This is a genomic window from Geodermatophilus dictyosporus, from assembly GCF_900115505.1.
Taxonomy (GTDB): Bacteria; Actinomycetota; Actinomycetes; order Mycobacteriales; family Geodermatophilaceae; genus Geodermatophilus; species Geodermatophilus dictyosporus.
Genome location: NZ_FOWQ01000003.1, coordinates 527653 through 540349, shown reverse-complemented (window position 1 = coordinate 540349; position 12697 = coordinate 527653). Strand labels below are relative to the sequence as shown.

General features: G+C 73.4%; 14 protein-coding genes and 1 tRNA gene. 7 read left to right on the top strand and 8 right to left on the bottom strand.

What is annotated here, in order from left to right:
* Window positions 1-15: 15 nt before the first annotated feature.
* The 3 genes from BMZ33_RS09875 to BMZ33_RS09865 are packed head-to-tail and all read right to left on the bottom strand — an operon-like array spanning window position 16 to window position 1731.
* Window positions 16-381 (bottom strand): biopolymer transporter Tol, encoded by a 366-nt coding sequence (locus BMZ33_RS09875; RefSeq protein ID WP_169064122.1) that lies wholly within the window; start codon window positions 379-381, stop codon window positions 16-18.
* Window positions 378-1244: an NAD-dependent protein deacetylase gene (locus BMZ33_RS09870; protein ID WP_091109352.1), complete on the bottom strand. Its 867-nt coding sequence runs from the start codon at window positions 1242-1244 to the stop codon at window positions 378-380. Before BMZ33_RS09870 ends, BMZ33_RS09875 begins: the two co-directional genes overlap by 4 nt.
* A gap of 40 nt (window positions 1245-1284) precedes the next feature.
* Window positions 1285-1731 carry an SRPBCC family protein gene (locus BMZ33_RS09865; RefSeq protein WP_091109865.1) on the bottom strand — a complete coding sequence of 149 codons (447 nt, stop codon included), beginning with the start codon at window positions 1729-1731 and terminating at the stop codon, window positions 1285-1287.
* A 135-nt stretch (window positions 1732-1866) separates the two neighbouring features.
* Between BMZ33_RS09865 and BMZ33_RS09860 the strand changes: the two genes are divergently transcribed.
* Window positions 1867-2763 (top strand): alpha/beta fold hydrolase, encoded by an 897-nt coding sequence (locus tag BMZ33_RS09860; protein WP_091109351.1) that lies wholly within the window; start codon window positions 1867-1869, stop codon window positions 2761-2763.
* Here the strand turns inward: BMZ33_RS09860 and BMZ33_RS09855 are convergent.
* Window positions 2652-3017, bottom strand: a complete 366-nt coding sequence (locus tag BMZ33_RS09855; protein WP_091109350.1) for a hypothetical protein — start codon at window positions 3015-3017, stop codon at window positions 2652-2654. The genes BMZ33_RS09860 and BMZ33_RS09855 overlap by 112 nt on opposite strands.
* Window positions 3018-3100: 83 nt before the next feature.
* Here BMZ33_RS09855 and BMZ33_RS09850 point away from each other — a divergent pair.
* Window positions 3101-3176: transfer RNA gene (locus BMZ33_RS09850), tRNA-Arg, on the top strand.
* Window positions 3177-3206: 30 nt separating this feature from the next.
* Here the strand turns inward: BMZ33_RS09850 and BMZ33_RS09845 are convergent.
* A complete protein-coding gene (locus tag BMZ33_RS09845; RefSeq protein WP_169064121.1) occupies window positions 3207-3986 on the bottom strand; it encodes a tyrosine-type recombinase/integrase in 780 nt (259 codons plus the stop codon).
* 694 nt (window positions 3987-4680) lie between these two features.
* Complete coding sequence (locus BMZ33_RS23205; protein ID WP_091109349.1) at window positions 4681-5022, bottom strand: hypothetical protein; 342 nt, start codon at window positions 5020-5022, stop codon at window positions 4681-4683.
* 1010 nt (window positions 5023-6032) lie between these two features.
* Between BMZ33_RS23205 and BMZ33_RS09830 the strand changes: the two genes are divergently transcribed.
* Entirely contained in the window at window positions 6033-6242 is a 210-nt protein-coding gene (locus BMZ33_RS09830; protein ID WP_091109348.1) for a helix-turn-helix transcriptional regulator, read from the top strand.
* 1133 nt (window positions 6243-7375) lie between these two features.
* On the opposite strand, the gene BMZ33_RS09820 is transcribed toward BMZ33_RS09830, so the two are convergent.
* Entirely contained in the window at window positions 7376-8320 is a 945-nt protein-coding gene (locus tag BMZ33_RS09820; RefSeq protein WP_169064120.1) for a diacylglycerol/lipid kinase family protein, read from the bottom strand.
* Window positions 8321-8854: 534 nt separating this feature from the next.
* On the opposite strand from BMZ33_RS09820, the gene BMZ33_RS09815 reads away from it, so the two are divergent.
* Genes BMZ33_RS09815 through BMZ33_RS09800 form a run of 4 tightly spaced genes read left to right on the top strand, consistent with a single transcriptional unit; the run spans window position 8855 to window position 11699 of the window.
* Entirely contained in the window at window positions 8855-9040 is a 186-nt protein-coding gene (locus tag BMZ33_RS09815; protein WP_136697258.1) for a hypothetical protein, read from the top strand.
* Window positions 9037-9657, top strand: a complete 621-nt coding sequence (locus tag BMZ33_RS09810; RefSeq protein ID WP_091109344.1) for a type II toxin-antitoxin system VapC family toxin — start codon at window positions 9037-9039, stop codon at window positions 9655-9657. The genes BMZ33_RS09815 and BMZ33_RS09810 overlap by 4 nt, the downstream gene beginning before the upstream one ends.
* Before the next feature lie 54 nt (window positions 9658-9711).
* Entirely contained in the window at window positions 9712-10698 is a 987-nt protein-coding gene (locus BMZ33_RS23200; protein WP_169064119.1) for an AraC family transcriptional regulator, read from the top strand.
* A 32-nt stretch (window positions 10699-10730) separates the two neighbouring features.
* Entirely contained in the window at window positions 10731-11699 is a 969-nt protein-coding gene (locus tag BMZ33_RS09800; RefSeq protein ID WP_091109343.1) for a helix-turn-helix transcriptional regulator, read from the top strand.
* Window positions 11700-12116: 417 nt separating this feature from the next.
* On the opposite strand, the gene BMZ33_RS23705 is transcribed toward BMZ33_RS09800, so the two are convergent.
* Window positions 12117-12323 (bottom strand): hypothetical protein, encoded by a 207-nt coding sequence (locus BMZ33_RS23705; RefSeq protein ID WP_136697257.1) that lies wholly within the window; start codon window positions 12321-12323, stop codon window positions 12117-12119.
* Window positions 12324-12697 lie beyond the last annotated feature (374 nt).

Below are 12697 nucleotides of genomic sequence, written 5' to 3'. Positions count from 1 at the left end.
CGTCCCGGGGAGGCGTCAACCGCCGGTCGCGTCGAGGGCGGCCAGCGCCGCCTCCCAGCGGGCACGGCGGGCGTCGTCGTCCTGGTCCCACCAGGCCGGGCCGCGCTCGCCGAGGCCGGTCTTGGCCAGCTGCACGCGGTCGCGGGCGGCGCGGACGGCGGCCGGGTCGGTGCCCGTGCGCACCGCCGAGCGGGCCCTGCCCAGGTGCGAGAGCAGCCGGGCGCGGACGTCGCCGGGCAGCGACGGGTCGGCCGCCCGCCAGCGCCGCCCGTCGACGACCAGCCAGCGGCCGTCGTCGGTGAGCTGGCCTCCCTGCAGGGGCCCGGCGCGGGCCTGCGAGCGCTGGGGGGCAGGGAGGTCCTTCCGCTCGCGCCGGCTCACGCCCCGCAGCGGCGGGCCAGCTCCGGCAGCACCTCGCCGAGCGGGGCGTCGACCTTCACGTCGACCTTGGCGTCGCCGCGGGTGGGGCCGAGGTTGACCACGCCGACCGGGATGCCCAGCTCGGCGGCGCGCAGCACGAACCGGTAGCCGCTCATCACCGTGAGCGAGGAACCCAGGACCAGCAGGCTGCCGGAGTCCTCCAGCCGCCGGAAGCAGCCGTCCACCCGGTCGCGCGGCACCGTCTCGCCGAAGAAGACGACGTCGGGCTTGAGCGGGCCGCCGCCGCACGCGGTGCAGTCGACCATCACGAAGCCGTCGAGCACCTCGTCGGGCAGCTCGGCGTCGCCGTCGGGGTTCACCTCGTCGACGCGCGGGCCGAACGCGGGGTTGGCCGCCCGCAGCCGGCGGTGCAGCCCGGCGCGACCGGCGACGTCACCGCAGGCCAGGCAGACGGTCCGGTCCAGCCCGCCGTGCAGCTCGACGACGTCCCGGGCACCGGCGGCCTGGTGCAGCCCGTCGACGTTCTGGGTCACGACGCCGCCGAGCAGGCCGGCCCGCTGCAGCCGGGCGACGGCGGAGTGGCCGGCGTTGGGCCGGGCGGCGGCCATCTGCGGCCAGCCGACGTAGCTGCGCGCCCAGTAGCGGTGCCGGCCGCGCGGGTCGCGGCGGAAGGTCTGCCAGGTCATCGGCGTGTGCCGGCGCAGCGAGCCGGTGGCACCCCGGTAGTCGGGGATGCCGGAGTCGGTGGACAGGCCGGCGCCGGACAGGACGAGGACGTCGCCGTCGGCGACCAGGTCGGCCAGCTCGTCGAGACCGGGGACCGCGACCCGGGGCGGCTCGACGGCGGGGAGGGCGGCGCTCACCGGCCCATGGTCCCCCGCGACGGCGAGCCGTGCCGCGACCTCAGGCGGCGGTGGCCAGCTCCCGCTCGAGCCGGCCGAGCAGGTCGTCGTAGACCCGGCGCAGGCCCCTGGGGGCGAAGGTCCGCTCGAAGAACCCGCCGACGCCGCCGGCGCCGTCCCAGGTGGTGCGCACGCGCACGGTGCTGCGGTCGGCGCCGGTCGGGACGACGGTCCAGGTGGTCACCATCGACGAGCGGGTGTCGCGCTCGACGAGCGTCCCGTCGGGCTCGCTGACCTCGAGGTCCTGCTCGCGCACGCGCTTGGACGTCGCGGCGAACCGCCAGTGCACGCGGGTGCCCGCGCCCGTGCCCCCGGCCTCCACCCGGTAGTCGCTGAACTGCTCGGGCAGCACGCGCGAGCGGGTGCCCAGGTAGTCGGCGAGGCCGGCACGCACCCGGTCTGCCGGGGCTGCGACGACGCGTTCGGCGGTGGCCACGACCTGTCCCATGGCCACCATCCTGCCCTCGTCACCAGCGGTCCCGGCGCCAGGGCCGCCCGTTGCTGCAGGACCGGGACGAGCCGCGGCGCGGGTACGTGACAGGTCTCACCGGGAGGCCCCGTCGCCGTCGGGTAGCCCTCCCAGGTGACCGACACGCTCTCTCGCACGCGAGCCGGCTCCGGCGAGCCCCTCCTGCTGCTGCACGGCTGGGGCAGCTCGCGCCGCGACTTCACCGCCGTCCTCCCCGCGCTGACCGAGCGCTTCGACGTCCTCGACGTCGACCTGCCCGGCGTGGGCCGGTCGCCGGCCCTGGAGGAGCGGCCCACGGTCGCCGCGGTCACCGACGCCGTGGAGCGGACGCTGGACGAGGAGGGCGTCGGGCGGGTGCACGTGCTGGGCAACTCGCTCGGCGCCCGGGTGGCGATCGAGCTGGCGCGCCGGGGCCGTGCGCGCTCGGTGGTGGCGATCGGGCCGTCGGGGCTCAACGTGCCGCCGGAGCGGGTCGTGCAGGGCGCCGGGATGACCCTGGCCCGGGTGGCCATGCGCACCGGCGCGCAGCTGATCGGGCCGCTGTCGCGCTCCGCGGTGGGCCGTGCCGCGCTGCTGGCACCGCTCAAGGCCCGCCCGTGGTCCACCTCCCCCGAGGAGGCGATCGGCGCCCGCGAGGGGTTCGCCGACGCCCGCGACTGGTGGCGCACCCTGCTGTGGGGCCTGCTGCTCGACGTCCCGCGCGGCCTGGACCGCATCGACTGCCCGGTGACCCTCGTGCAGGGCGTGGCCGACTGGATCTCCTCGGGTCAGACGGTGCGCTACCTCCCGCTGGTCCCCGGCTCGCGGTTCGTGCCACTGCTGTGGGCAGGCCACGCGCCGCAGTCGGACCGCCCGCGAACCATCGTGCGGCTGGTCGAGGAGACGGTGGCACAGGCCGCTCAGCCCGCGGACTCCTCGGCGTCGAGGTACGAGCAGCGGAACCGCGCGGCGGACATCGCCTCGGTGAAGCGCGCCTCCCAGGCCGGGTCGTCCGACGCGAAGGCCGTGTAGACCCGGTCCTCGAGCACGACCGGCAGACCGTCCGGGCCGAGGTGACAGCGGCGCAGCAGCACCCGCGTCTGCCCGTCGACCTCGTCGTGCGCCGCCACCCACCGTGCCCGCACGGCGCCGGACCGCTGCCGTCGGCGCCCGGAGGGCCGGACGTCCGCAGGGACGGCGGAGCCCGCCGACCACACGCCCAGCCCGTGCAGCAGCAGGCCGGCCAGGAGCAGGAGGACCAGCAACTCGGCCAGCAGGACCACCATGGAGTGACGGTAGCCAGCCCGAGGCGCCGCGGGCAGCAACGCTAACCTCGTGCGGCAGTTCCCCACCGGCCGGCGGCCGGCGAGCCCCCGTAGCTCAGGGGATAGAGCATCGGTTTCCTAAACCGTGTGTCGCAGGTTCGAATCCTGCCGGGGGCACCAGCGAAACCGCTGGTCAGCACACTGATCCGCTCAGTCCGCTGACCGGCGGTCACCCCCGCCGGAGCCCTCAGTCCGCATCCAGTCCGCACGAGCGGCGTCCATCCGCTCCGCGACGGCGTCCAACTCGTCGCCGAAGAGGTGGCCGTACCGGTCGAGCGTCATGGCCGCCGACGCGTGTCCGAGCATCGACTGGACGCCCTTGATGGAGGCGCCGGACGCGATGGCGAGCGAGGCCGCGGTGTGCCGGAGCTCGTGCGGCACGAGGCCGGCCAGCCCCACGGCGACGGCCGCGCGGTCGAACCGGTCGCGCCGGAAGTTGCCGACCCGCAGCGGCCCGCCGGCCCTCGAGGGGAAGACGAACTCCTCCGGGTCCCGGTCGGCCAGGTGGTCGGCCAGGTCGTCGTGCAGGAACCGGGAACCGGCACCCAGCGGCGCGCGTGGGACTTGGGCGGCCCGAAGACCGAGCGCCCCTCGACCTCGGTCACGGACTCGGCCACCTCGATGCGGCCGCGGAGCAGGTCGATCCGCCGGACGCGGAGTGCGGCCGCCTCTCCCCAGCGGAGCCCGGTGTAGCCGAGGACCAGGACGAGCAGCCGGTGCGGTCCGCAGTGGTCCGCCATGTCGGCGAGCTGCCCGTGGATCAGGTACCGGCGGTCGGTGGTCGGCAGCCGCGGGAGGTCGACGCCGGCGGCCGAGTTGCGCGCCAGCCGGCCGTCCTTGACCGCGGCGTCGAGCATCGACGTCAGGAGGTGGTACGCCTGCCGAGTCCGGCTTGCCGACAACCCGTCCGCGCGCATGCCGGCTACCCACGCGACCACGTCACCGTGCGCCACCCGGCCGAGCGGCACGTGCTCCCACCGCGGCAGCACCCGCGCCCTCAGCAGTGAGCGGTAGCTGGCCAACGTCTTTGGCCCGAGGTGGGAGCGGCCGGCGATCCAGGTCTCTGCCCACTGACCGACGGTCTGGCGGGACAGCTCGGGATGGACAAACGTCCCCCGGACCAGCGCGACCGTCTGCTCGTCGAGCCACCGCTGGGCATCGACCTTCCGACCGAAGGCCTTGGTGACCTCCCGGCCGGACGGGTCGACGTTCCGGGCAGCTGAGTCCGCCACTCAGGGACGCCCCGCCGCAGCAGAACCGAGCAACGCGCCCACGGCCGCCAGGAGCGCGGCTCCGAGGCTTGCCCGAGAGCCTGTCTCGACCTGACGAGCGCAGCCCCTCGACGCGCAACACCTCCACCGCCCAGGCGCGTGCCAGTTCCGCGACGTACGGATTGCATGCTCCTGCCCGCGACGTGCGGCCTTCCGCACCTCGCGTTGGCCGCGTGCCCCGAATCCGCGCCACTCCCTCAGCGCCAGGCCCCGCCAGACCCTCGGATTCATCACCCCAGCCGAAGCCATGCAGCGACTACTGTCAGACCCCGAAAAGCCAGTCGTTGCGACGACCTCTTGAAACCGCCGCCCACTAGGGGACACGAGGTAATCAAGGCGGGCCCGATGGGCGCTCAACGCTCAGGATCCGCCGCCGCGTCCTCCGGGCCTGCGCCAATTGCGTCAAGCAGCGCACGACGCCGGTGAGCGACGCGGTCCCGCCATTCCGTGAACCCGACCGCGGTGATAATTAGGGGCACCGGCGTCGTCAAGCGGAAGTAGTCCCACAGCCAGGCCAAGCCAGGAATCAGCGACAGCAGCACGATGACGCCGGCCACGGCCAACACCGAAGCCACCAGCCCGAACTGCTCTCCGGCGCTTAGGGTGTGAGGTCGGGGCGAGCGAGCGGCTCGGGCGCGGAACTCCTCCAGCGTTCGCGCCGGCGGCTCACGCTGCATCCACTTCGGTAAGCCCACGGTCGCTGATCTTCCTCGGGGGTCAGTGCCCGCTGACCGCGCGGGCAGTCACAGGCACGGATCGTCGGCGGTACTGGTGTGTCGTTCTCGTGCTGCGTCTATCGGCGATCGGCGGATGTCCCTAAAGCCGCCTCTAGGGACACCCGGACAGCACCCGCGGTCGCCTCCAAGCACCCAGCCCAGGCCGTCGGTGACGCGCTAGAGCGCGCCGCTCAGGCCGAGGCCACCGGCACTAGAGACTCGCAAGATCAAGAGGGACGCACCTCATGCACTGTCGGGGGCTTGAACTCGTGGTGACGAGTGACAGGAGGCTCGTCAGCAGGCTCAGCGGCATGGGCAGCAAAGGGACGGCCGACCGCCGAAGGCGGCGAACCGAGGCTGAGCGGCGGCGCCGTGAGAACGCACAGCGGACGTCGCGTGAGGCGAAGGCCTGCGACGCAGCCGACGACGAGAAGGCCCCTGCACGACGCCGGGCGGCAGCCACCACCTGCGCCTGGTGCTGCGGACCGATCACGCCACGCAGTCGTGGCCCGATCCCGAAGTGGTGCTCGGCCACGTGTAGACACCGCGCCTGGGGCAGACCAGGGCAGCGGCGTCAGGTCGGTCAGCAGTGCAGGTCGTCGAGCGACGCGTCGAGGTGCTAGTCCCCACCACGCCGACGCGCCACGACTGGCCGGGACTGCTCAGCGCGCTTGCCGGCCAGATCGACAGCGGTCGCATCTACGACCGCGACCTCCTAGATCTCGTCGATGCCCTCGACACCGTCCTCAGCGCGTGCCGCCGACGCGCCTACGTCCGCAGCGGATCTCTCGACCAGCAACGCCAGGCTCGAGCCCGGCAATTGACGCACCGCACCTCTAACCCCTGGGGGACGCCGCTCGAGCTCGCACTGCAGGTCCACTGGAGAAGCCTCCGCACGCTGACTGCTGCGTGGGGTGGTCGGGCGGTGATGGCCGTCGTGAAGGCCCCTCGCAGCAGTCAACTCGCATCGAGGCGCTCGGAGGCACCACATGACGTCCACCAATGCCCGAAGCAGTGCGAGCGACCTCATGACGCTCGCCGAGACCGCGGCGTACCTGCGGACGCCCGTGGCCACCCTCCGCTACTGGCGACACCTCGGCGAGGGACCGGTGGGCTTCCGCCTCGGACGTCGGGTGGTGTTCAAGCGGACCGATGTGGACGCGTGGCTCGACGCCCGTCGGCGGACCGAGACCCGCTGACGAACAGCCGCGGCTCAGCAGACCGGTGGGACAGCCGCTCGCCGGCCAGGGCGCTCCAGTCCGCATCCAGTCCGCACGACGTCCAACAGACCTCACTTCGCCCCATCACAGCCCAACCACATACGCCAGGTCAGAGGCCGTGTCCATCGACCGTCAACGGCATCCAAGACTCGCTCGATCACTTTCCTAAACCGTGCGTCGCAGGTTCGAATCCTGCCGGGGGCACCAGCGAAACCGCTGGTCAGCGCACCGATCGCCTCAGGGCACTGACCGGCGGCCGCCCCCGCCGGAGGGCGGCGGCGGGCTCACAGGGGTCATCGTGGCCCACCCGGCGGTGGCTGGCAGCTACCTGAAGAGGTGACCTCAAGTGGGCCGCTCGGAACAGCGATCGGCTCGCCGTGAGGCGGTCCGATGGATCAGCGGCGGCTGCGGAACGGCGTAGCCCTGTCCGGACGAGGGGATCTTCGGAGAGGCCCGATGATCCCCGCGTCCGGACGCCGGTCAGGTGGCGGTCAGACGCCGACGCTCGTGCTCGCACGGCACGCACCGCGCGGCTCTCTCCACGAGGTGTGCCGGGAGCGCGCTGGCGGCCTCGGAGACCGGCTGCCTACACAGTGTCCCGGTGGGCGAGTCCTCGACTCCCAGATGCGCAATGTCCACCGGTGGCGAGGTCTGCAGAGGGCGCCCCAGCGGATGCGTGGCGCTCCAGCTGATCCGCAGTCTCAGGTCGATGCTCACGGTCATCTCCGCTCGTCCAGTCAGAGTCCGTCGGACTCATATGAAGGCGAAGGTACGAAGGCACTGCGGTCAGCGTCGCGCCCTGAGCGGAGTGCATCCGCGCCTGCTGAACGACGGCGTCATGACCGCCCCGTGCGACGAACAGCGGTCGTGGGGCACGAGTCACCGGATGCGCCGACGCAGCTTGTCCCCAGGAGCGCCGCAGGGCTCCCTCGCGGTCCCGGGGACCCGAACTCCGGAGGTGCACGGTGAGCACCCTCGACTGGGCCGAGGCCGCCGCCCGCCTGTTCGCCCACGGGGGCGGCGGTGCGGACGAGTCACTCTGCTCCGTCGTCGCGGAAAGAGCTGGCGCTCCTCGTTCCAGGAGAGGCCCATGATCGCGAGGAGGGTGGAGATCAGCGGTCGAGGAAGTCCGTGCCGACCATCACCCGCAGCGCGTTGGCCTCGAGCGCGATCCGCACCGGCGTGCGTCCGCGGATCTCGCCATCGACGTCGAGCGCGAGGGGCGGATCGGTCTCCACCCAGACTTCGCCGGCCGTGAGGAACCGGGTGCGGGCCAGCGGCCGGCGGGGCCCGAGGACCGTCTGGCGGACGGTCGCGAGGCTCAGCCGGAGCCGGTGGGCGTCGCCGAGCCGGTACACCACCAGCAGGCGGTCATCGAGGCCGGTGTCGGAGGCGATCGCCCGGCCGGCGTGGTGACTGCCGTTGGCGATGTTGAGCTGGTGGGTCGCGAACTCGTGGACCTCGTCGCCGATGCGCAGGCGTGCGGTGAAGGGCCGGTGGCCGGGCAGCAGGGCGAGGGCGGTCAGCGGATAGGCAGCGCGGCCGAGCACCCGCTTCAGCCGGTGCGGAACGTGCCCGGCGACCTGCACCGATAGCCCCAGGCTGGTCAGGTTGGCGAAGTGTCGCCCGGCCACGTGGCCGAGGTCGACGTCAGCGACCTTGCCGTCGGTGAGCACACCCAGGGCGGCGGGCAGGCCCAGCGGCAGGCCGAGGCCGCGGGCGAAGTTGTTGGTCGTGCCGAGCGGAACCACGCCGAGGCAGACGTCGCGGTGGGCGAGCTGGTGCGCGGCCTCGCTCAGCGTGCCGTCGCCGCCGCCCACCACCACGAGGTCAGCGCCGCTGTCGGCCGCGGCGGCGAGCGCCTCGGGCAGGCCCCGAGGGTCGGCGACCGGGCGCACGTCGACCAGCTCCACGGTGGCCTGCAGCCGTTGGTGCACCGCCGGGAAGGAACGGCGTCCCCGGCGGGACCGGACGTTGACGACCAGCGCGGTGCGGCGCAGGGCGCGGATGTCGGCGTCCAGCGCCGCCTTCGACCGCTGATGCACAGGTCCCGTCACGACGATCTCCGTCCTCCCGGCGCCGGTGGCTGCCCCCTCGAGCGCCGCCAGACGGGAGCGGCAGACCTCGGCGGGACCCTTCATCAGGGGCCGGAAAGCCCCGTTCGTCAAGGATCCCTCTCCGGCAACGGTGAACGCAGGCCCACCGACGCGTCCCCAACGGCGGCTTCGGGGACAGTCCGCGCCTGCTGGATGACGACCTCGCCCTGAGGGGACCAGTCGAAGTCCCAGTCACGATCCCCAGCTTGCAGGCACGTACCTCTCGACGTCGGGGAGACGGTCTCACAGGGGATCCTGTTCCTATCGGCGTCCAATAGTTCGGCCCGAGGCCTGGCGTCGAGAGATCGGCACAGCGCGGACGATCGGAGAGGGCGGATATCTCGCCCAGCGCGGATGTCGCGCCAATGTCACAAGTCGCGAAGGCCACGCGGAGGCCCAGCACGTCGCGTAGGCGCCTCGTGGCGCAACCCGCTCGTCGTCTGCTCGGGTCAGGCGGACGTGAGATGGCGACTCCACGCCACCACGCTGGTGATCGTGAGCGAGAGCACCACGGTCGAGGACCCCCTGCGCGGGTGGGACCCTCGCTGTCGTGCTGCCCTCGAACGCCTTCAGCGCCGCTTCCAGCAGGCTGGCGGCGACCGCGTGAGCCTGGCCGATGACCTCGTCGCTGGGCGGCGTCTCGAGGCAGCAGCCGAGGACCGTGAGTCGAGCGGCGAGTGATCGTCCTCGATGCCTCTGCCCCACTGGCCCTGATCAACACCGAACCCGGCTGGGACGTCGTCGCTCGTGATGCGGGCAGCAACGACGCGACCATCAGCTCGGTCGATCACGCCGAAGTCCTCCAGAAGGCAGCACGCCTGGGTGTGCCAGCCGAAGACGTCGACGGCGAACTCGACGCGCTGGGGATCACGGTGAGCCACGCCGGGCGCCTCGATGCGCGCCTGGCGGCGTCCTTCCACCGACACTGCTCCGGGTTGAGTCTCGCGGATCGCGTTTGCCTGGCCCTCGCGCGCAGCCTGTCGAGCCCGGCACTGACCACTGACCGCCACTGGCGGGACTGGGCCGATGACCTGGCCGTCGAGGTGGCGCAGCCACCCGGCGGCCCGCTGGGCAGCCGGCGATCCGCTCCGGCCGTGTGCAGTCGTGCCCTCCTGACGGTGTGGACTCCGGCGCGGCGTCCGGGGGGCCGCGTCCGGAGGGCCCATCCGTCAGGGAGACGGACCCACGCGCTCAGGGCAGCGATCAGGCGCACCCGGGGACCGTGCGTCCTCCACGTGTGCGGGCCGGTGTGCACGGCGGCCGTGCAGGGCTTCGCCCAGCGGGTCACGGCTGCGTAATCTGTCGTCGAGGACCAGCGGTCGGCCCGTAGCCTCGGCACTCCAGGAGGCCGTGTGTCCACCTCGCAGACGCACCCCGGCCTCGTCCAGCGGTCCTCGTTCTCCTCCAGCGACGAGACGGCGGTCACCGAGTTCATCCGCCGGATGTACGCCGACAACACGTCACGCTTCGCCCCGATCAGGAACGGCGCGCAGTTCTCGGCCCTCACCCACGACACGCCCGTCCTCGGCGCGGACCGCGTGCGCACGTCCATCGACTACAGCGGCACCTCCGGCGAGGGCTTCTCCGACTACGTCTTCTTCGTCGTGCACGCCGGCAGCGTGCAGATCTGCAGCCGCGGCGCCGAGACGGTCGCGGCGGGCGGGGACGTCGCCCTCTACCCGCTCGGGGTCTCGATCGACTTCGTCATGCACGGTTTCGACGTGACCACCGTGCGGCTGCCGGCCGAGCGGATGGAGCAGGTCGCCGAGGACACGGCGGGTGTGACCGGCCCGGAGCTGCGGTTCTCCGGCACCACGCCGGTCTCGCCGTCGATGCACCGTTTCTGGCGGTCCCTGGTCGGCCTCGTCAGCGGGGCTCTGATGGACCCCGTGTCCCCCCTCGACTCACCCCTGCTCGCCGAGGAGATGGCCCGGGCCGTCGCCACCGCTGCGCTGCACGTCTTCCCGAACACGACGCTGAGCCGTCAGCACGTGCCCGGTCCGGGCGCTGTCGCACCGGCAGCAGTCCGCCGGGCCGTCGCCCACATCGAGGCCCATGCCCACCTGCCCCTGAAGCTGGACGAGATCGCGGCGGCGGCGGGGACCAGCGCCCGCGCCCTGCAGTACGGCTTCCGGCGGCACCTCGACACGACGCCCACCGGGTACCTGCGGCGCGTGCGGCTCGAGGGCGCGCGACGGGAACTGCAACGCGCCGACCCGACGCGCGGCGACACCGTCGCTGCCGTCGCGCGGCGCTGGGGCTTCGCCAAGCCGGACCGGTTCGCCGCCGCCTACCGCACCGCTCACGGGGTTCCGCCCAGCCACACCCTGCGCACCTGAGCGGGGAACGACTGCTCGATCGAGGGAGGAGCATGCCGACCGGACCGGCCGCGCCCCGCCGCGTGTCCCTGGCGACCTCCGATCCCGTCGAGGCCCGCGCCTTCCTGGATCGCGCCTACGGGGGCCGCCTGCAGGTGAGCACGACCCCCGACACCAGCTGGCGGATGAGCCTCGACCAGGTGGACGCGGACGCCGTCAGCTCGGCCGTCGTCCAGGTCCCGGCCGATCTGACCTTCGACATGGTCCGACGCGGGGACCTGGTCATCAACGCCCTCCTCGATGGGGGCCTCCGGTTCGACCACGGCAAGAGCAGCGACCGCTTCGGGCCCGGTGACGTCTGCCTGGCCAACCACCCGGGGTCCGAGGGCGTGGCCCGCACCCGCGAGGTGCGACTGCGCGCCGTCACCCTCTCCGAGCGGCTGCTCACGGACGTGTCCGGCGGAACCGCCGACGGCCGAGTCGGTCCTGCTCAGTTCTTGTCGCTGTCTCCGGTCACCGGCGGCACCTCACGGTGGTGGGCGACGAACCGCTTCGTCGACGACCTGCTCCGCGAGCCCGTGACCGCCGCCTCGCCACTGCTGATCGCGCAGGCGTCGCGGCTGCTCGCTGCCACGGCTCTGGCCGTCTTCCCCAACACCGTCGTGCCGCCACCCACGCCGGCGGACCGCACCGACGCCCATCCCGTCACCCTGCGCCGCGCCACCGCGTTCATCGAGGCCAACTGCGAACGGGACGTCTCCCTCGCCGACATCGCCCGCGCTGCCTCCGTCACCCCACGAGCGGTGCAGCTGGCGTTCCGGCGGCACCTGGACACCACCCCGCTGGCCCACCTGCGGCAGCTCCGGCTCCGTCGGGCCCACGAGCAGCTCAGCCGTGCCACGCCCGGCGACGGCACCACCGTCACCGCGGTCGCGGCCCAGTGGGGGTTCACCCCCAGCCGGTTCACCGAGCGGTACAGCGCGGCCTACGGCGCGCTGCCCAGCCAGACACTGCGCAGTTGACGCGAGGTCGGAGGTCAGCCAGGTCCGACGGACCTCCAGCTGCCGGCGGAGGGCCTGCGCCCGTGCCTGGCACTCCTCGACCTCGCGGGCGAGCTCACGCGCGGATCGCCGGGCCTCGTCCATGGAGGCGCGGTCCCGGCGGGCGCGGTCCACAGCTGACCCGGGACGGCGTCCAGGCTCCGGTCCCACGGCGCGGAACGTGCCGGCCACTGCACTCCCCGCGATCTCGAGATCCCGCCGGTCGACGGGCGCCGAGTGCGGGAGACGGTCCGCCCGGGCTCAACGGCACCGCTCGTCGCAGTGACCACCGCACTCGACACCCAGGCCCCAGCGAAGGCGTCGACCCGACCTGCCGCACGTCGACGGCCTCCGCCTCCGCGTGTCGTGGGGGTGTCGGTGCGCGCGGCGGGGGGCACGTCAGTACCCGGCGGACTCGAGGGCAGCCGCCCGCGACCACGCACGGATCGCCTGGGCCCGCTCCTCGGCCGCCCGCGCACGCGCCCGATCCGCTCGTCCACGGGGCGGCCCCGCTGGGTCGGCGGTCACCCCGGCGTCCGCCGCGAGTGCCGCCACCTGGTCGTAGGTCAGCGCGACCAGGACAGCGGTCGCGGCCGCCTCGCGCATGGCCGTGACCGTCCGGCGCCTGGCCGCCTCGTGGAGCTGGGCCAACGGCGACTGTCCCGGTTCCGTGATCACCCGATGAGCGTGGTCAGGTGACCAGCCGTCGGCTAGCCCACCACCGCAGTCCGGACCCGCCGATCCGCCCGTCAGCGAACCTGCGCGCCGACGCGGTGCGTACACGGGCAGGCCGTGGACCTCGGGACAGCGCTCGTCCGGCGGCGGACCCGTGCCCGCGGCCGGTCACCGCGGGTCCGAGCCCAGATCCAGCCGGGACGTCGACTCTCCTGCACCCGGCGATCACCGCCCCGGTCGCGCGCCCCGTCGGTCGTGCGGTCGCGCAGCCTGACGAGGGAGGCCGGCGGCGTGTCGACACGCAC